Annotated in this window: 18 protein-coding genes; 15 read left to right on the forward strand and 3 right to left on the reverse strand. The window is 45.3% G+C overall.

Translation table 11 applies throughout. The features are described 5' to 3' along the window. Positions 1–66 precede the first annotated feature (66 nt). The 7 genes from ACIGBN_RS15710 (at position 67) to ahpF (ending at position 6,854) form a co-directional block, all read left to right on the forward strand. A complete protein-coding gene (locus tag ACIGBN_RS15710) occupies positions 67–585 on the forward strand; it encodes a TRAP transporter small permease (protein ID WP_396666487.1) in 519 nt (172 codons plus the stop codon). Further along, the gene (locus ACIGBN_RS15715; RefSeq protein WP_341563371.1) at positions 585–1,892 is read left to right on the forward strand and encodes a TRAP transporter large permease subunit; all 1,308 of its coding nucleotides are present in this window, start codon (positions 585–587) and stop codon (positions 1,890–1,892) included. The genes ACIGBN_RS15710 and ACIGBN_RS15715 overlap by 1 nt, the downstream gene beginning before the upstream one ends. 21 nt (positions 1,893–1,913) lie before the next feature. Next, positions 1,914–2,654 (forward strand): 5-oxoprolinase subunit PxpA, encoded by a 741-nt coding sequence (locus ACIGBN_RS15720; protein ID WP_133002327.1) that lies wholly within the window; start codon positions 1,914–1,916, stop codon positions 2,652–2,654. Continuing rightward, on the forward strand, positions 2,651–3,376 hold the full coding sequence (gene pxpB, locus ACIGBN_RS15725; RefSeq protein ID WP_133002326.1) for a 5-oxoprolinase subunit PxpB: 726 nt from the start codon (positions 2,651–2,653) through the stop codon (positions 3,374–3,376). The genes ACIGBN_RS15720 and pxpB overlap by 4 nt, the downstream gene beginning before the upstream one ends. Next, positions 3,366–4,289: a biotin-dependent carboxyltransferase family protein gene (locus tag ACIGBN_RS15730; protein ID WP_133002325.1), complete on the forward strand. Its 924-nt coding sequence runs from the start codon at positions 3,366–3,368 to the stop codon at positions 4,287–4,289. Before pxpB ends, ACIGBN_RS15730 begins: the two co-directional genes overlap by 11 nt. 249 nt (positions 4,290–4,538) lie before the next feature. Beyond that, entirely contained in the window at positions 4,539–5,096 is a 558-nt protein-coding gene (ahpC, locus tag ACIGBN_RS15735) for an alkyl hydroperoxide reductase subunit C (RefSeq protein WP_133002324.1), read from the forward strand. Positions 5,097–5,306: 210 nt separating this feature from the next. After that, positions 5,307–6,854 (forward strand): alkyl hydroperoxide reductase subunit F, encoded by a 1,548-nt coding sequence (gene ahpF, locus ACIGBN_RS15740; protein ID WP_396666491.1) that lies wholly within the window; start codon positions 5,307–5,309, stop codon positions 6,852–6,854. Between the two features lie 92 nt (positions 6,855–6,946). Here ahpF and ACIGBN_RS15745 read toward each other — a convergent pair whose 3' ends face one another. Then, a complete protein-coding gene (locus tag ACIGBN_RS15745; RefSeq protein WP_396666493.1) occupies positions 6,947–7,705 on the reverse strand; it encodes a 5'-nucleotidase, lipoprotein e(P4) family in 759 nt (252 codons plus the stop codon). A gap of 322 nt (positions 7,706–8,027) precedes the next feature. On the opposite strand from ACIGBN_RS15745, the gene ACIGBN_RS15750 reads away from it, so the two are divergent. From ACIGBN_RS15750 to ACIGBN_RS15785, 8 genes are all read left to right on the forward strand, one after another. Further along, the gene (locus ACIGBN_RS15750) at positions 8,028–8,426 is read left to right on the forward strand and encodes a VF530 family DNA-binding protein (protein WP_396666495.1); all 399 of its coding nucleotides are present in this window, start codon (positions 8,028–8,030) and stop codon (positions 8,424–8,426) included. Between the two features lie 285 nt (positions 8,427–8,711). Then, positions 8,712–8,957: a hypothetical protein gene (locus ACIGBN_RS15755; protein WP_396666497.1), complete on the forward strand. Its 246-nt coding sequence runs from the start codon at positions 8,712–8,714 to the stop codon at positions 8,955–8,957. Between the two features lie 796 nt (positions 8,958–9,753). Then, the gene (locus tag ACIGBN_RS15760) at positions 9,754–10,596 is read left to right on the forward strand and encodes a DUF3100 domain-containing protein (RefSeq protein ID WP_396666499.1); all 843 of its coding nucleotides are present in this window, start codon (positions 9,754–9,756) and stop codon (positions 10,594–10,596) included. Between the two features lies 1 nt (position 10,597). Next, positions 10,598–11,080, forward strand: a complete 483-nt coding sequence (locus ACIGBN_RS15765) for a hypothetical protein (protein ID WP_396666501.1) — start codon at positions 10,598–10,600, stop codon at positions 11,078–11,080. A gap of 166 nt (positions 11,081–11,246) precedes the next feature. After that, positions 11,247–12,152 (forward strand): NAD(P)-dependent oxidoreductase, encoded by a 906-nt coding sequence (locus ACIGBN_RS15770; protein WP_396666514.1) that lies wholly within the window; start codon positions 11,247–11,249, stop codon positions 12,150–12,152. Next, on the forward strand, positions 12,149–13,663 hold the full coding sequence (locus ACIGBN_RS15775) for an aldehyde dehydrogenase family protein (protein WP_396666503.1): 1,515 nt from the start codon (positions 12,149–12,151) through the stop codon (positions 13,661–13,663). Before ACIGBN_RS15770 ends, ACIGBN_RS15775 begins: the two co-directional genes overlap by 4 nt. Positions 13,664–13,666: 3 nt before the next feature. Then, on the forward strand, positions 13,667–14,821 hold the full coding sequence (locus tag ACIGBN_RS15780; protein ID WP_396666505.1) for a M20 aminoacylase family protein: 1,155 nt from the start codon (positions 13,667–13,669) through the stop codon (positions 14,819–14,821). A gap of 141 nt (positions 14,822–14,962) precedes the next feature. Further along, on the forward strand, positions 14,963–15,874 hold the full coding sequence (locus ACIGBN_RS15785) for a LysR family transcriptional regulator (protein ID WP_396666507.1): 912 nt from the start codon (positions 14,963–14,965) through the stop codon (positions 15,872–15,874). 72 nt (positions 15,875–15,946) lie between these two features. On the opposite strand, the gene ACIGBN_RS15790 is transcribed toward ACIGBN_RS15785, so the two are convergent. Beyond that, on the reverse strand, positions 15,947–16,072 hold the full coding sequence (locus ACIGBN_RS15790) for a methyltransferase (RefSeq protein WP_396666509.1): 126 nt from the start codon (positions 16,070–16,072) through the stop codon (positions 15,947–15,949). Between the two features lie 40 nt (positions 16,073–16,112). Further along, positions 16,113–16,943 (reverse strand): IS4 family transposase (locus ACIGBN_RS15795; protein WP_396666511.1); only part of this gene is annotated, 831 nt, incomplete at its 5' end.

A 16,943-nucleotide genomic window follows, 5' to 3' on the forward strand; every position in this document is an offset into this window, starting at 1 on the left:
AACAAGATGCTTACCTGTGGTAACGCGTCTTGTTCGATTCATTCTACTGCCAAAGAAGTAAACCATATGAACTCATTCAAAGAAAAGTGCTATCAGTGCTCTGGGCTGCTGTCTGGCTTGGGCATTGTGATCATCACCTTGTTGTTATTAGCCCAAATTATTGGCCGCCTATTTGGCTTTATTGTGCCATCGGCCGGGGATTTTGCTGGCTACGCCTTGGCCGCTTCAACCTTTTTAGGGTTAGCTTATACCTTCAGAGAAGGTGGCCACATTCGCGTTACGCTCGTCATTCAACGCTTCTCTCCCGTTCCTCGTAAAATCCAAGAAGCGGTCATTCTAACGTTGTCACTCGCTCTACTCTGCTTCCTATCCTATGCCTGCAGCTCAATGGTGTATGAGTCTTATATTTATGACGATGTGTCTTACGGCTATATTCCTGTGCCCCTATGGATACCGCAATTGCCTATGGCCGTCGGCATTATCGCGCTTAACTTAGCCGTGCTGGATGCTTGGATCATGGCGTTAAGAGGCAAAACTCCTACTTACAGCCAGCATGAAGACGCATTAGCCTTGGAGGAAATCTAATGGATATGACTTGGATTTCTATCTTATTAGCGGTTGGTATGCTGGTCATGCTCACGTTCGGTGTGTGGGTGTCTTTTACTCTCATCGCCATCGGTGGCCTTGGTTTGATTTTGTCGGAAAACTACCAAGTCGGTATGTTATTCGCGACCGGTAGCTGGGGAGCGGCCACGTCTTGGTCTCTCACCGCCCTGCCTCTGTTTATCTGGATGGGGGAAGTACTGTTTAGAACCAGACTATCAGAAGACCTATTTGAAGGGCTTGCACCTTGGTTAGGTAAAGTGCCTGGCAAGTTATTACACGTTAATATTTTAAGTTGTGGCATTTTTGCTGCGGTCTCAGGGTCTTCTGCGGCAACCGCCGCTACCATTGGCCGCATGACGCTGCCTGAATTGCGCAAACAAGGCTATAGCGAACGTATGGCGATCGGAACCTTAGCCGGTTCTGGAACATTAGGTTTGCTTATTCCCCCTTCCATTATTTTAATTGTTTATGGCGTGGCGGCGGAAGTTTCCATTGCCCGTTTGTTTATTGCTGGCGCCCTCCCAGGGCTCTTACTGATCTGCCTCTTCATGGGGTTCACCATGATCTGGGGGCATCTGCATAAAGACGAACTACCAAGCACTACCACCCAAGACACCAGTTGGTCAGCGCGCTTTAAAAGCTTGGGCAAGCTCTTGCCTGTCACAGGCTTAATTGGCTTTGTTTTAGGTTCCATTTACGGCGGCCTTACGACACCAACAGAAGCGGCGGCCATCGGAGTAACCGGCTCGTTGATTCTCGCAGCTTGCACAGGCTCATTAACCCGTCAAAGCTTTATAGACAGCCTGTTAGGCGCGGTGAAAAGCGCATGTATGATTGGCTTTATCTTGATTGGCGCGCACTTTCTTACATTGGCAATGGGCTTCTTAGGCATTCCGAGCGCACTCGCGCAATGGATCGCCTCTCTTGGCTTATCCCCAATAGTATTGATTCTATATTTGACTGTCTTTTTTGTCGTATTGGGCTGTTTTTTAGACGGTATTTCCGTGGTTGTTCTGACCGTGGCGGTCGTGCTTCCTATGGTCAAATCCGCCGGCATTGATCTTCTATGGTTTGGTATCTTTATCGTATTGGTGGTTGAAATGTCACAAATCACACCACCGGTCGGGTTCAACCTCTTTGTGATTCAGTCGCTGACTGGAAAAAACATTCTGTATGTTGCTAAAGCGGCGCTGCCTTTCTTCTTGCTCATCGCCGTGGCCATTATTCTGATTACTTGGTTCCCAGAAATTGTGACCTATTTACCAACCACCATGTCAAAGGGCTAAGCGCCCTTTAAGGATTCTAAGATGAAATTAAATTGTGATATGGGCGAAGCGTTTGGCGCATGGAAAATGGGGCTAGACGATCAAATCATGCCGTATGTGGATCAAGCCAATATTGCGTGTGGTTTTCATGCCTCAGACCCGCTTACCATGGCCAAAACCGTGGCGTTGGCCAAACAGTACAATGTGAGCATTGGCGCGCACCCAGGCTACCCAGATTTGGTTGGTTTTGGACGCCGAAATATGGACATTGCGCCCGCTGAGCTGAAAGCGATTATCCAATACCAAGTAGGCGCCTTAAAAGGCATCTGTGAGAGTCAAAACACACGCATTGATTACGTAAAACCGCACGGTGCTATGTACAACCAGATGATGTCTGACTTCACCAAGCTCGAAACCGTAATGCAAGCGGTCAGCGAAATGGACCCTTCTTTGGCGTTGATGGTAATGGCGATTCCCGAAGTGGAGCAGGTAAAAGCACTGGCTGAAAAGTACCAACTTACACTCTATTTTGAAGCGTTTTCTGATCGCCTGTATTCCGACCAAGGTCGCCTTACTCCGCGCAAACAAGCCAACGCCGTCCATCAGACTTTTGAGCTGATCGAAGAGCAAGTATTACAGCTTAGTCAACAAGGCACGCTGACCACAGAATCTGGGCAATCGTTGGCTGTCCACGCCAATACTATTTGCGTTCATGGCGATGGCTCACACGCTGTTGAAGCGGTAAAACGCATTCGCTCCGTTGTGGATGGAGTGCCCTCATGAGCCACTCAGATCACATCCCTTTTGAATTGAGTCACATCAAGATGGACATGGTCAATGAGCAAGCCTGTTTACTGCGCTTTGCTGATCACATTGATGACACGGTTGCCGATGCCATTGGCTTGGTGACCCGTCAATTGCGTGATCTCGCGGGCATCATTGATACCATACCGTCCTACACCAGCTTATTGGTGACTTTCGATGTGGAGCATCACGATCGCTTTGCCATTTGCCAACAGATTCAAACGCTGCTGGATAACCTAGACATGACTGAGGTGACAAGCCGCGCCAGTCGAGAAGTCGTCATTCCAGTGTATTATGCAGAAGAAGTCGGTCCAGATTTACAAGAAGTGGCAAAGCATTGCGACATGACGGTAGAAGAAGTCATTCAACTGCATTCGCAAACCACTTATCGAGCCTATGCGATTGGCTTTACACCTGGCTTCGCCTTCCTCGGGAACACCCCTAAAGCGCTGCATATCCCTAGAAAGAACACGCCTCGCCTAAAAGTGCCCATTGGCAGCGTTGCCATTGCCGAACAACAAACGGCCGTCTACCCAAGTGTGTCCCCCGGTGGCTGGCAGATACTTGGCCGCACACCAACGCCTTTAGTGGATTGGCAAAGCGACAGCCTTGCTCTCATTGAAGTCGGAGACAGCGTGCGTTTCGAGCCTATCTCACGGGCGGAATTTCTTGCTCAAGGAGGTCAACTAGATGGCTTTTAATGTAATCAAACCAGGCATATTGACGCTGGTGCAGGACCTTGGCCGATATGGCTATCAACATCTTGGCGTCACCACGGGTGGGCCAATGGATGAATTTGCCTTTCGCTGGGGCAACGCCTTGCTCGACAATCACGCCAATGCCGCCCAGCTAGAAATCACCTTTGGTATGCTGACGCTGGAAGCCCAAGCGCCAACCAGCATCGCGATCACAGGCGCAGACCTTGCCGCAACACTGAACAACAAAGCCATTCTGCCTTGGCAAACTTACGCGCTTAAAACAGGCGACGTGCTGACATTCAATCAGCCTAACCTTGGTTTACGTGCCTATTTAGCCGTTAAAGGCGGTTTGCAAATTGCGCCTGTGCTCGGCAGTGTTTCTACCGTGATGCGTGAAGCGTTAGGCGGCTTAACAGGCAAAGGAGAGAAAATTCAAAAAGGCGATGTCATTCCCTTTCTCTCTACCACTGAGCATCAGCAACGCATTACGCCGCGCCTTGCCATACCCAATTACGAGCAGCAAAACATTCCTATGGTGATGAGCTACCAGTTCAACACGCTCTCAGGTCTTGATAGAGCGCGCCTCTTTCGTAATGAGTATTCGGTAACCGCCGCCAGCGACCGCATGGGTTACCGCCTCTCAGGAGAGGCCATCAATGGCGACAAAAAAGGCATTATTTCTGAAGGCATTGCCTACGGTTCAATCCAGATGCCCAATGACGGACAACCGATTGTACTACTGCGCGACCGACAAACCATTGGCGGTTATCCGAAAATGGGCTGTGTTACGTCCATCGGCGGCGGCCTCTTAGCCCAGAAAAAACCTGGGGATAGCATTCATTTTCAATGTCTTTCTATCGGCCAGGCGGAACAAGAGCGCCAGAGAAAAATGTCGTTACTTAGCCAATTACGCTAACACACAGGCCAATCATCGCGTTTTCAGTACGCGCTGGTTGGCCTGTATTCTTCTCCGCTTTGCCCTCTATTTCTTACCCTATCTTCCGGTTTTTTTTGGGCGCCATCGTCTCAGTCTTCACTGCTGAATCAACCAATAGCTTTTCTTTATCATGATTTAATAAAATTACAATTTTTATAATTCTTAAATATCTTCTAATATAGCTCCTGTTGGTAACGCACTTACTCTAAATCACTTAGGAGATACATAATGATCAATACACAAATCAAACCATTTAACGCCTCAGCTTTTAAATCTGGCGAGTTCGTAGAAATTTCTGAAAAAGACGTACTAGGCAAATGGTCTATCTTCTTTTTCTACCCAGCTGATTTCACATTCGTTTGTCCTACAGAGCTAGGCGACGTTGCTGACCATTACGAAGAGCTTCAAGCTCGCGGCGTAGAAGTATTCTCTGTCTCTACAGACACTCACTTCACTCACAAAGCGTGGCACGACAGCTCTGAAACAATCGGCAAAATCAACTACTACATGGTAGGCGACCAGTCTGGCAAGATCACAAACAACTTCGGCGTAATGCGTGAAGGCGAAGGCCTTGCAGACCGTGCGACTTTCTTGGTTGATCCAGAAGGTACTATCCAAGCAATGGAAATCACTGCTGAAGGTATCGGCCGTGACGCTGAAGACCTACTTCGCAAAGTGAAAGCAGCACAATACGTTGCCGCTCACCCAGGTGAAGTTTGCCCAGCTAAATGGAAAGAAGGCGAAGCAACTCTTGCTCCTTCTCTAGACCTAGTTGGCAAAATCTAAGACTTGCTAGTCAGACCCTAAAAGGGGTCAGATCCCTTAAACGAACCTTAAGGGATCTATATACACCAGATCTCCTTAAGGGATCTGACCCCTTTTATTCTTTTATATACATTATTTTCGGAATGCAGATTTCAAGTCGTTTATTGGCTTGGTATGGATTCTTGCACCCGAAACTTACAGTAATCCCTCAGTCTTAACGGGTTAAACATTATGTTAGAAGCAAACATCAAACAACAGTTGGGCACATACCTACAAAATATCGTTAATCCGATTGAAATTACTGTGTCTACGAATGGAACTAAAAAAGCAGAAGAACTACTAGGCTTAGCACGTGAAATCACGGCGCTTAAAAGCGACAAAATTACTTTATCTGTAGACGAAAACCCAACAGGTCGTGCGCCTCAAATGGCGATTGCACCTCAAGGGCAAGCACCTCGCGTGCGTTTTGCAGGTATCCCAATGGGCCATGAATTTACCTCATTGGTATTGGCTCTATTGCAAGCCGGCGGCCACCCATCTAAAGCGGCGCCAGCGACCCTAGAACAAATTAAGTCCTTGGACACAGAATTGAACTTTGAGGTGTACATCTCCCTCTCTTGCCACAACTGTCCAGACGTTGTGCAAGCCGTTAACTTAATGGCGGTTCTAAACCCAAATATTACCGCAACCATGATCGACGGTGCGTTATTCCAAGACGAAGTGGAAAAACGCGAAATCATGGCTGTACCATCCGTTTACCTAAACGGTGAATTATTCGAACAAGGTCGTATGACATTGGACGAGATTCTAAACAAAGTAGACACCGGCGCGGCGAAAAAACAAGCGGCAGCGTTATCTGAAAAAGACCCATACGACGTACTTGTTGTTGGTGGTGGTCCTGCAGGCGCAGCCGCAGCGATCTACGCAGCACGTAAAGGCATACGTACTGGTGTTGTTGCAGAGCGTTTTGGTGGCCAAGTTGCTGACACCATGGCGATTGAGAACTTCATCTCTGTAAAAGCCACAGACGGCCCTAAATTGGTCGCAGGCCTTGAGCAACACGTTCTTGATTACGATGTTGACCTGATGAAAACGCAAAAAGCGGTTCGTCTAGAGAAAAAAGAATTCGTTGAAATCGAACTCGAAAACGGCGCATTGCTAAAAAGTAAAACCGTTATCTTGGCAACCGGCGCACGCTGGAGAGAAATGAACGTACCGGGCGAACAAGAGTACCGTGGTAAAGGCGTCGCCTACTGCCCACACTGTGACGGCCCATTGTTCAAAGGTAAGAAAACAGCGGTTATCGGTGGTGGTAACTCAGGTATTGAAGCAGCGATTGACCTTGCAGGCTTAGTCGAACACGTTACTGTTCTTGAGTTTGGCGACACGCTTCGTGCCGACGATGTTTTGGTGAAAAAAGCCAACTCATTACCGAACGTCACCATCATTAAAAATGCCATGACCACTGAAGTACTTGGCGACGGACAACGCGTTATCGGCCTGAAATACACAGACCGTACCACCGATGAGTCACACCTTGTCGAAGTAGCGGGCATCTTCGTTCAAATTGGTCTAGTACCAAACAGCGAGTTCTTAAAAGACACGCTAGAGCTAAGCAACCGCGGCGAGATCATCATCGATCAGCATGGTCAAACGTCCATCCCTGGTGTGTTTGCTGCCGGTGACGTAACAACGACACCGTACAAGCAAATCATCATCTCAATGGGTGGCGGTGCAACCGCAGCGCTTGGCGCGTTTGATTACTTGATTCGTAACTAATCAAACTCCAGCCCATAAAAAAGCCGATCGTGTGAAAACAAGATCGGCTTTTTTATGTCACCTTAGCAGCAATACCAAGATATAACGCGGCGTTATTTAGACGCTTTTTCATTCCATGTTTTTAGCTTGGCTTTAGACCAAGAGCCATACGATGCGTTTGGCAACACAATCCAGTCATTACCAAAATGCGGCGCTTGCTGTTTAACAAGATCGCGCTGGTAATCGGTGGATTTTTTGTTTTTAAACTCAGGCGCAAAATCCGCCAAACTGTCGCCCACTAACATCACAATATCGTAGTTTTGTTGACGAACCGATTCACGGCGCGCTTCTTTTGCTTCTGTGTAAAGCAAAACGTTATCCGCACTGACTTGTGGTAAATCTAACTGCTTCAGTGTCTTAAGCGTTGCCGCTTTATTCTCTTGGAAACGGTCGGAAATATAAAAGATTTTAACGCCACGCTGATCAACAAAATCGACAAAATCTTTCGCACCAGGAATCAAAGTTGGGTGCCCTTTTTTCTCCCAATCACTCCATGTATCCCACGAGGTGTAATCGTGGCAATTACTTACATCACGAACCAATAATGGGCTGTTATCTATTACCGTTTCATCAAGGTCCAATACCACAGCAGGTTTTTTATCAGATTGGTGATTAGCAAGAATCTGAACGATACGCTGTGTCGCAAACTGATACGCTTGCAATTGCAACGCCATTACTTCAGCCGACTGTTGCTGGTAACGCAGCGCCATTTGGTATTCTTTTGGCTGACAGAAGCCATCATCAGGCGCGGCTAAGGTTACCGAGCTCATCAATGGTAAAGCGAGTAATAAAGAGGCTGTTACTTTTTTCATGAAATCCTTTCTCCGTTACATGTGTGGCGAGAAGATGACACAGTTTTTTATTAAACGCCAATTTAATTACAGCTCAAATGTATTTTCGGTGCGAATTTATGTCGCTTGTAGACAGATAATGAGTGAATAGTGATCAAGACATCATCGTATTAAGAGACAGTCACAGAAAAGAAGCGAACGGCAGAGGTAGGGATATTGGAGCCAACTGTGTGACACCCAAAAACGAAAATATTGTCTTTATCAGCTTATATAGATGCCTGTTTTGGATGCTTCCTGCCATAATAACCCCCATTAGATTTTTATACTTTTTCCGGACGCGACTATGAATGATGAGATAAATTACGAAAGCAACCCACTACACGGTCTGGGTTTACAAGACTTGTTGACTCAAATAGTCGATCATTATGGCTTTGATCTTCTTTACGCCTACCTGAACATCAATTGCTTCAAAACGAACCCGAGTATCGAATCCAGTGTGAAATTTTTCAAGAAGAGCGACTGGGCGCGAGAGAAAGTTGAAAATTTCTACCTGTATCAGTTTAAAAACCTGCCTCGTGTGTCATCTGAGCAGTTTGCTATCTCCCCTAGATACCGAGTTATCCCTGAAGGCCAGACTCCTCGCGAACCCGCTGAATTGAGCCTAGAAGACGCTGAGCGCATGCGAGAAAAACAGGCACAAAAAGCAGCGGAGTACGGCAAAACGAAAAACTATCGCAGATAGTTAAAAAGCGCGTATTCAAATGTGCTGGGGATAATTTGTTGGGTGAAATCAAACGCTACATGGGTATGTCGTTCTTGAGGCAAGGTTCATCGTGAGAAAAAGCCTAAAAGGGGTCAGATCTATTTTTTCGTAATGCCTTACGAATCAATGAGATATTAAGTCCATTCGATGCAACGAAGTTGCGCGACTTGATGAGGTTTCCGAGGCAATGTTTGACGCTTTACCTCCAAGCTAATTAAGCTTCTAAACACCTTCCTTAAATGATCGACGTACAGGCGTTTTAATATGCCACGCAAATCATACGCTAAAGGTCTTAAAGAGATTTTTTGGTTACTTTTTTATCAATTGAAAAAAGTTACACGCTCAGCAGAGCTGAATAAAAGTCGGGAAAACAAAGCATTAGAATGGAATCCATCAGACCAAACCAACAACCCCATCCTAGCCTTGTATCTTTCCTTTGGAAGAAAGAGGGAAGAGACAGTGCAGGCCAGTAGCATCATGTTAGGTGGTTTACGCCAAGTATCTAGGTGAAAGTCAGGGTCAAAGCCCTTTTTGAAGCAGTGTTTATGGCTGTAGGAAGCTTGAAGGGCAAAAAGGGGTTCGACCCTTGGTTATCGAGTTGTTCTGCAAGTAGCCTGCGCTAAGGTAAGGTCTGACCAAAAGGGATCATGCGTATTTGGATAAACCGCAAAGCGAAATACATGAAACAAGTGGAAGCTTGGTAGGACGATGCAGCTAAGCAGCAATCTAGATTGGGGCAACCTGTTACCGCTGATAAAAATAGGCTCGTTGTGACACCAGATCAATTGCATTAGACAATACATTAAAGGACGGTTTCTTATATAAGACAGTCCTAAATCCATATATAACTTAGCTTAAAAATAAAACTAAAAGTGATTCTTTATTTTATAAACTCTAAATATTTTTTCATTTGGCCCTCGCCATATAGATTTTTTAATTCTAAAAAAAACATTCACTAGTACCTTTTCGCATAAATTCAACATCGTAGAACCCATATTATTTTTTTGTCTGAAGTTTATACAATATAAAGTGGCTCCGAATTGGTGCGGAAAATTAGTATAGCCATGATATTCCAAGCAATTTATTTCACAGAGCTGTGCTGAGTAACGACCTTTTAAAGTGCGTGCAAGTCCCACAAAAGTGCATTAAAAACTGACATTAAATACATATATTTTCTCATTTTTAATAACGTACGTGACAGCTCGTTTAATTACGTTGCTTTTAGGGCAACGGTGTTGATATTAAAAAGCAACAAATAAAAGCGTTTTATCAATACGTCATCTACTAAAAACACTGGAGTCTTGCAATGAAAACTCAATCCACACCAATAGGTTTACTATTGAATTGGCGATTGCATTTGATCGTTATTGTTGTGTCTGCGGTATCTGAATTGATAGGAATTCAAAGCATTCCAGTCGCTAATGCGAAGTTGCTTTTTTTACCTTTGTTCTACGCTTTTATCCTTTGCCTTTTTGTGAACCCAAACATCACCAAGTTTTCTGGCAAGATCATCAATAAGAAAAATGCATCCATTGCTGCTCCTATTATTGTCATAGGTATTCTGCCATTTATCGCTAAATTCGGAACACTTATTGGCCCAGCTCTACCTAAAATAGCGGAATCAGGAAGTGCCATGGTTCTTCAAGAATTAGGTAATTTAGGCACTATGCTAATAGCAATGCCTATTGCTGTGCTGTTTTTCAAAATGGGGCGAGAAGCGATTGGAGCAACGTACTCAATTGCTCGAGAACCAAATATTGCATTGGTTTCTGATCGTTATGGCTTGAAGAGTAATGAAGGTATAGGTGTCATGGGCGTCTATGTGATGGGCACCATGTTCGGTACGATTTATTTTGCGCTATTAGCTGGTTTTTTAGCGACGACTGGATGGTTTGATCCAAGAGCACTTGCCATGGCTTGTGGAGTCGGTAGCGGTAGTATGACAGCGGCATGTTCAGGAACATTAGCAACCGCTTTTCCATCAATGAAAGATGAACTTCTTGCCTTTGCTGGTGCCAGTAATCTACTAACAAATGCAACTGGACTCTACGTTGCCATATTTATCGCGTTGCCTTTTTCTGAATGGTTCTACAAAAAACTATCAGGCGAAAAAAAATCCACCAGCGCTATGACTAAAGGAGCAAACTAAGATGAATGTAAATACTGAAAACACCGTAGAAGCAAAAGTAGAAGAAGTACATTTAAGCTTTAAAGAAAGCCTTGTTGTATTAGCGGTTATTTCCATCGTAAGTTTAGCAAGTAACTGGGCAGGTACAGGTATCAGCCCAATCAAAGCCGTACCTGCAATGTTAATTATCTATGCAATGATATTTGTCGGACTCTTGCTGACAAAATATGTTCGCATCGGTTTTCCTGCTGTGGCATGGGTATCCTTAATAAGCGTACTGTTAACACTTCCAGTATCGCCCATTTCAGCCCCTATTCTTGCCGAGCTCAAAAACTTAAATTTCCTTTCTATCGTAACGCCTGTTTTAGCCTATGCGGCTATGGCTATTACCAAAATGGAAGTGGATTTGTTCAAACGCTCTGGTTTCAAAATTGCGGCTATTTCCATTCTTGTTTTCACCGGCACATATGTCGGCTCTGCATTGGTAGCAAACGCCCTGCTTTAACCATCTGTATAGCTATGGTCATCAGAACTATCTCACTGAGAGCTCTGATGACCATATTTAATGACGCTGCTGACGGTGTTGCTTTAAAGGCAACACAACACAAGCGACTGATACATTTTTTGATTTTTTCAAAATGCCATTATGAAGAGGGCATTTATATACAGGTATCTCATTTATGACAAACACTATTGGCGTTATTGGGCTAGGTAATATGGGACGCAATATCGCGGCCACCTTAGTCAAAAAGTCCTTTTCCGTAATCGGTTTCGATTTATCAGAAACGGCATGCAAACAAGCCGCTGAACAAGGTGTAATAACAGCAAGTCAGCTCTCTACTCTTACCGAGCAGTGCGACATTATTATTTTATCGTTACCTAAAGCCGAACATGTAGAAGCCGTTTGTCTAGGTGCTAACGGGCTAATCAATTTAGTTACTGCAGGAACAACTATCATAGACACCACAACTTCAGTACCAGAGACCAGTCGCATGGTGGCCGCTGAATGTGCTAAACAAAACATCGCGTTTCTTGATGCTCCCGTTTCCGGTGGGCCAGCAGGTGCAGCGGCAGGCACCATGAGTATGGTCATAGGTGGCGAGATGAAAGCCTATCAATACGTTTTACCAGTGCTTGAGGCCATGAGCAGTATGCGAGTACATGTAGGTGACGTCGGCGCAGGTAATATCGCTAAAATCGCTAACAACATGTTAGCTGCCGCCCATTTGGTTACTACGGCGGAAGCCCTAACCTTAGCGGAAAAGGCTGGTGTTGATCCAGAAAAAGTACTTGAAGCCATCAATGCTGGCTCCGGTCGAAGCGGAGCGAGTCAAACGATGTTCCCAAATTGGGTGATGACCAAAGCCTACGATTCTGGTTTCACTATGGGCTTGATGCGCAAAGATGTCGGGTTAGCAAAAATGCTCGCTCAAAGTCTTAACTTAGAACTTCCAATGGCCATGAAAAGCGCAGAACTATGGGAAGACAGCATTCATAAACTCGCCGACAGTGATGATTTTTGTTGTATCGCACAATGTACAAATCCACTGTTATTTGGCAAAGAGGACAACGCATGAAAACGGCATTTGAATCCATTATCCATCGTTTCTGGAAAGGCGCCAACACCATACCAAGTTTTGTAGATGGTGAATTTATCCTAGGTTCAGGTGAATACATTGTTATTCACAGTGCCCACAACGACAGCGAATTATTCCGTTATCCTGATGCCGATGAAGGCATCATCATGAAAGCAAACGAGGCAGCCAAAGCAGCGGGGAAAGTTTGGTGGAGCATGAGTGCCCAAGCTCGCGGAAAAGTCATGTATCGTATTGGCATGAAGGTTCGTGACGCACTCGACGACTTAGCCATCGTCGAATCTTACGCATCTAATAAGCCTATTCGCGATGCAAGAGTCGAAGTGTTAAAAGTCGCGGAGATGTTCGAATATTACGCAGGCTGGGCTGATAAATTACACGGCGAAGTCATCCCTGTACCAACGTCGCACCTTAACTATGTGAAATACGAGCCACTCGGCACTGTATTTCAAATTACGCCATGGAACGCACCTATTTTCACGGCAGGTTGGCAGTTAGCTCCCGCAATTGCTGCAGGTAATGCGGTGATTCTAAAGCCCTCTGAATTGACGCCCATTTCATCCTTATTATTGGGTGCATTAGCGCACGAAGCAGGTATTCCAAAAGGCTTAATCAACGTCATTGCAGGCTATGGACATACCGCTGGACAGACCGCAATCAAACAAGCGGATATACGCAAAGTCGTTTTTGTGGGCTCTCCGGCAACCGGCAAGCGTATTGCAATATCCGCTGCGGAACGCGGTATTCCCTGTGTATTAGAGCTGGGCGGAAAGTCGGCCAACATCGTATTCGATGATGCGGACTTAGGCCTTGCCGTTCGAGGCGCTCAGGCAGCAATTTTTTCTGGTGCAGGTCAAAGCTGCGTTTCTGGATCGCGCTTATTGGTACAAGAAAGCATTTACGACCGTTTCTGTGAGGCCGTCGCACAAGCCGCAAAGCATTTTGTTATTGGCAACCCTCAAGAGGAAGCGACACAGATTGGTCCAATCCATAATGCCAAACAATATAAGCATGTAACGACCATGCTAGATAGCGCCGTACAAGAAGGCGCCACTATCATACAAAACGGTTTACCAAGCGTGCCACAGAGCAATGGCTATTATGTTAATCCGACAGTTTTAAAAGGCAAAAACCACATGTTCTGCGCTCAGGAAGAGATATTTGGTCCTGTGGTTGTGGCCATCCCATTTAAAGATGAAGACGATGCCATTGCTATTGCCAATGACAGTCGCTTTGGCTTAGCAGGTGCTGTATGGACCAAAGATGTTGGGCGCGCTCACCGTGTCGCCGATCAGGTAAAAGCAGGGACCTTCTGGATCAATAGCTACAAAACCATCAATGTTGCCTCGCCATTTGGTGGCTATGGCGAAAGTGGCTACGGTCGTTCTTCTGGCTTAGAAGCCCTACGTGAATACAGCGAAGTAAAAAGTGTGTGGGTTGAAACAGCACGCATACCCACTGCCAACTTTGGTTATGGCGCAAATTTGGAGTAATAAATGATAGAAATAAAACAACTGGTTGCCGACGCAACACAATGGCGTAAGAAGTTCCACCAACACCCTGAGCTTGGCTTTACCGAACATCAAACGGCACAACAAGTCGCCGACCTACTAACTGGGTTTGGTTTAGACGTTCACACAGGCATTGGTATTACTGGAGTTGTCGGCACCTTAAAAAACGGCAATGGCCCAACGATTGGACTGCGTGCTGACATGGATGCCTTACCTATCCAAGAGCTAGGTAATCCAGAACATAAGTCTCAGCACACTGGCTGTATGCATGCTTGTGGGCACGATGGTCATACTGCCATGCTACTTGGTGCTGCTCGATATTTGGCGCATCACAAACCCTTTACTGGCACCGTACATTTTGTTTTTCAGCCCGCTGAAGAGAACTTAGGTGGTGCACAGAAAATGATCGACGACGGTTTATTTGATCGTTTCCCAATGGACGCAATTTATGGTTTACACAACTGGCCAGGGTTACCAGCAGGCGACATTGCAGTGAACGAAGGAGCAATGATGGCCTCTCTCGACACGTTTGAAATAACCATCACTGGCAAAGGCTGCCATGCCGCTATGCCTCATACGGGCATTGATCCAATTGTCGCCGCAGCTGATTTGGTATTGCGCCTACAAACCATCGTTTCGCGCCATGTTTCTCCCTTAGAATCAGCCGTAGTCAGCATCACCATGTTCAACAGTGGCGAAGCAATAAATGTATTACCTGAGTCTGCGACATTAAAAGGAACTGTACGCTGCTTAAACAAAACGGTACGTGAGCAAGTGGAAACACTGATTGCTCAACATGTGACCAGTACAGATCAGTCCCCCGGAATCAATGTGGAATTGGCTTTTACTCGGGGTTACCCGGTAACGACCAACCACGCCAAAAATGCCAGCGTCATTTCCGACTTAGCTCAGCAATTTCGTGGCGAAGAACACGCTCATTTCAATATCCAACCTTCCATGGCATCCGAGGATTTTGCTTTTATGCTCGAACATTGCCCTGGTGCTTACTTCTGGCTAGGAGTGGATGAAGGAGAATCAGTTGCTTTGCACAATCCATATTATGACTTTAATGACAAGGTTATCGAAGTAGCCATCCAATTTTGGTGTGAACTGGTCAAGCAACAATTGCCCATCAGATAATCTCGATTTTTATGGCTATTGTGGTTGTTATGACTCCCATGACATTCATCTTGGCGACAAGCTATGTTCGCCGCCTTTTTTACTTTAATGTCTACTCCATTTTTATTGGACATTTCTTTGATAAAAGGAAAATAAGGCACTATGAAAGAGATCAATCAAAAACGCTTGGCCTATTTTTATGAAGCCGTTGCTTTAGGAACCATCCGAGCAGCCGCAGATAAACTCGATGTTGCGCCCTCTGCCATTAGCCGACAAATTGCCCAGCTAGAAGAAGAGCTGGCCTGCATTTTGATTGAGAGACATCGAAAAGGTGTACGTACTACAGAAGCTGGCAAGCTTTTGTTGAAATATTACCGAGAATCCGTTTCCAATGAAGAAGTCTGTTTATCGGAATTGCAGGCATTACGAGGCTTAAAATCAGGCCATATCTCATTGGCGATCGGAGAAGGTTTCATTGGCGACATTATGTCAAAAGCCTTACCGCAATTTCAGGCGCTTTACCCTGATCTCACCTTGTCACTGCACATCGCTGGATCAAATGAACTGATTCGTCGCGTACAAGAAGATGAAGCCCATATCGGCGTATTATTCCATCCACCGCACAATCAAAAATTACGTTCCCATGAAATATCATCTCATCCATTGTGTGCGATTGTTCCACCGAACCACCCGCTAGCAAATCTCAACAGACCTATTGAGCTTGAGGAAATGCTGCCCTATCCGATTGCATTACAAGAAGCCGAGTTTGGTGTAAGACAACTGATTGCTGTGGCCGAGTTTAAACATAGAGTCAAGCTCTCACCATCGATTACAGTGAACTCATTCTCTCTATTAAAAGAATATGTTCGCTCCAACATGGGCATCACGATTTTGCCAGAGTTTGTGGTAAGAAGAGAGCTAGATGATGGCCATGTTATATCCTTACCTATCACAGACCCTATTTTGTGTTCAGGAGAAGTCCATCTGGTAACTCGCTTAGGACGACAGCTAACAGAAGCGCCATTAGCTCTTTTACAACACTTACAAACTTGGATTCGAGATTTTCATGTTTGAAAATGCAAACCAGAGGTAAAAAACGCCCATTTTTACAAATGGGCGTTTTTCGTTTTGCAAAAGCTTAAAACATTATTTCTTCTTCGGCTGACGAGTATGAGAACCCAGCGTAGCATCTAAAATCAGCGGATAACGCAAGAAGTCGTTGGCAACCACAAACAACTCACCATTCAAGGTAAGATGTTGTTTAACCCTCATAGACCTTAAAGGGATCTGACCCTGAGGTATCCCCACAAATTTAAACCATAAAACCTTCTCCTTTGAACAGATGTTCGGCGAATTTCCTAATTCCTTCTCGCCATTGTTTGAGGGTGATTTTGAGGTTCGTTGATAGTGCTCTTTTGCCCAGAAAAAAGTGCGAGAGCACTCTGCGTTTGCGAGTGCTAGAAGGCTGAAAGCGATAATATAATCCAACCAGTTCAACCACTTTGCCTAACAAGATAAGCACCATAGCAGTCAGTGTTGTAAGTAAAACCAATAGCTTCATTCGGGCTAATATTTTAGTGTGGTTATGCTCAAACCCTAAGCCGAATTTTGTGCTTTTCATGTCTCTAAAACTTTCTTCTATTTGCATTCGTGTCTGATAAACCTTCACGCTCTTCTTGGCAAACGAGTTGTTCTTGGGCAACGATGAGATCAACAACCAAGGCTCTTTTGCGCCACGTGCCGCTGTTAACGATGTCTTTGATGCTTTAGTCGAACCATCTTGGTTTAAAGAATGCCTTCCTTTTGGCTTTCCTTTGTAGAGCGCTAGATGACAAAAGTGAGGCTTTGACTGCCCTAGATTCAACACAAGTGGCTTTGGCGTGGCATTGGCTGTAGGAAATAAATGTGAGATACAACGCCATGATTGGCTTTCTTCATCAAAAAATTTACGCGGTCGACGGACTCGTCCGACATAATCCCAACCTAAGCTTTTTACTAACTCTATCCAAGGCATTTTAAAACCGGCATCCGTGACAATGATTGGTTTAGTCTCTTTTGGAAGAAGTGATTTCAGCGTGGAAAGAAAGTACTTGTGTGTTTTCGGTTTTTCTTTGGTTTTAATACCATGCACTTCTTCGTATAG

It is taken from the genome of Marinomonas sp. NPDC078689 (genome assembly GCF_044542435.1).
GTDB classification, from domain to species: Bacteria; Pseudomonadota; Gammaproteobacteria; order Pseudomonadales; family Marinomonadaceae; genus Marinomonas; species Marinomonas arenicola.

Excerpts from the sequence above, each read along its gene's own strand:
- ACIGBN_RS15780 (WP_396666505.1), top strand. The coding sequence starts at position 13,667 with ATGATAGAAATAAAACAACTGGTTGCCGACGCAACACAATGGCGTAAG.
- ACIGBN_RS15775 (WP_396666503.1), top strand. The coding sequence starts at position 12,149 with ATGAAAACGGCATTTGAATCCATTATCCATCGTTTCTGGAAAGGCGCC.
- ACIGBN_RS15745 (WP_396666493.1), bottom strand. The coding sequence starts at position 7,705 with ATGAAAAAAGTAACAGCCTCTTTATTACTCGCTTTACCATTGATGAGC.
- ACIGBN_RS15750 (WP_396666495.1), top strand. The coding sequence starts at position 8,028 with ATGAATGATGAGATAAATTACGAAAGCAACCCACTACACGGTCTGGGT.
- ACIGBN_RS15710 (WP_396666487.1), top strand. The coding sequence starts at position 67 with ATGAACTCATTCAAAGAAAAGTGCTATCAGTGCTCTGGGCTGCTGTCT.
- ACIGBN_RS15760 (WP_396666499.1), top strand. The coding sequence starts at position 9,754 with ATGAAAACTCAATCCACACCAATAGGTTTACTATTGAATTGGCGATTG.
- pxpB (WP_133002326.1), top strand. The coding sequence starts at position 2,651 with ATGAGCCACTCAGATCACATCCCTTTTGAATTGAGTCACATCAAGATG.
- ahpF (WP_396666491.1), top strand. The coding sequence starts at position 5,307 with ATGTTAGAAGCAAACATCAAACAACAGTTGGGCACATACCTACAAAAT.
- ACIGBN_RS15765 (WP_396666501.1), top strand. The coding sequence starts at position 10,598 with ATGAATGTAAATACTGAAAACACCGTAGAAGCAAAAGTAGAAGAAGTA.
- ACIGBN_RS15790 (WP_396666509.1), bottom strand. The coding sequence starts at position 16,072 with ATGAGGGTTAAACAACATCTTACCTTGAATGGTGAGTTGTTTGTGGTT.
- ACIGBN_RS15755 (WP_396666497.1), top strand. The coding sequence starts at position 8,712 with ATGCCACGCAAATCATACGCTAAAGGTCTTAAAGAGATTTTTTGGTTA.
- ACIGBN_RS15730 (WP_133002325.1), top strand. The coding sequence starts at position 3,366 with ATGGCTTTTAATGTAATCAAACCAGGCATATTGACGCTGGTGCAGGAC.
- ahpC (WP_133002324.1), top strand. The coding sequence starts at position 4,539 with ATGATCAATACACAAATCAAACCATTTAACGCCTCAGCTTTTAAATCT.
- ACIGBN_RS15715 (WP_341563371.1), top strand. The coding sequence starts at position 585 with ATGGATATGACTTGGATTTCTATCTTATTAGCGGTTGGTATGCTGGTC.
- ACIGBN_RS15785 (WP_396666507.1), top strand. The coding sequence starts at position 14,963 with ATGAAAGAGATCAATCAAAAACGCTTGGCCTATTTTTATGAAGCCGTT.
- ACIGBN_RS15720 (WP_133002327.1), top strand. The coding sequence starts at position 1,914 with ATGAAATTAAATTGTGATATGGGCGAAGCGTTTGGCGCATGGAAAATG.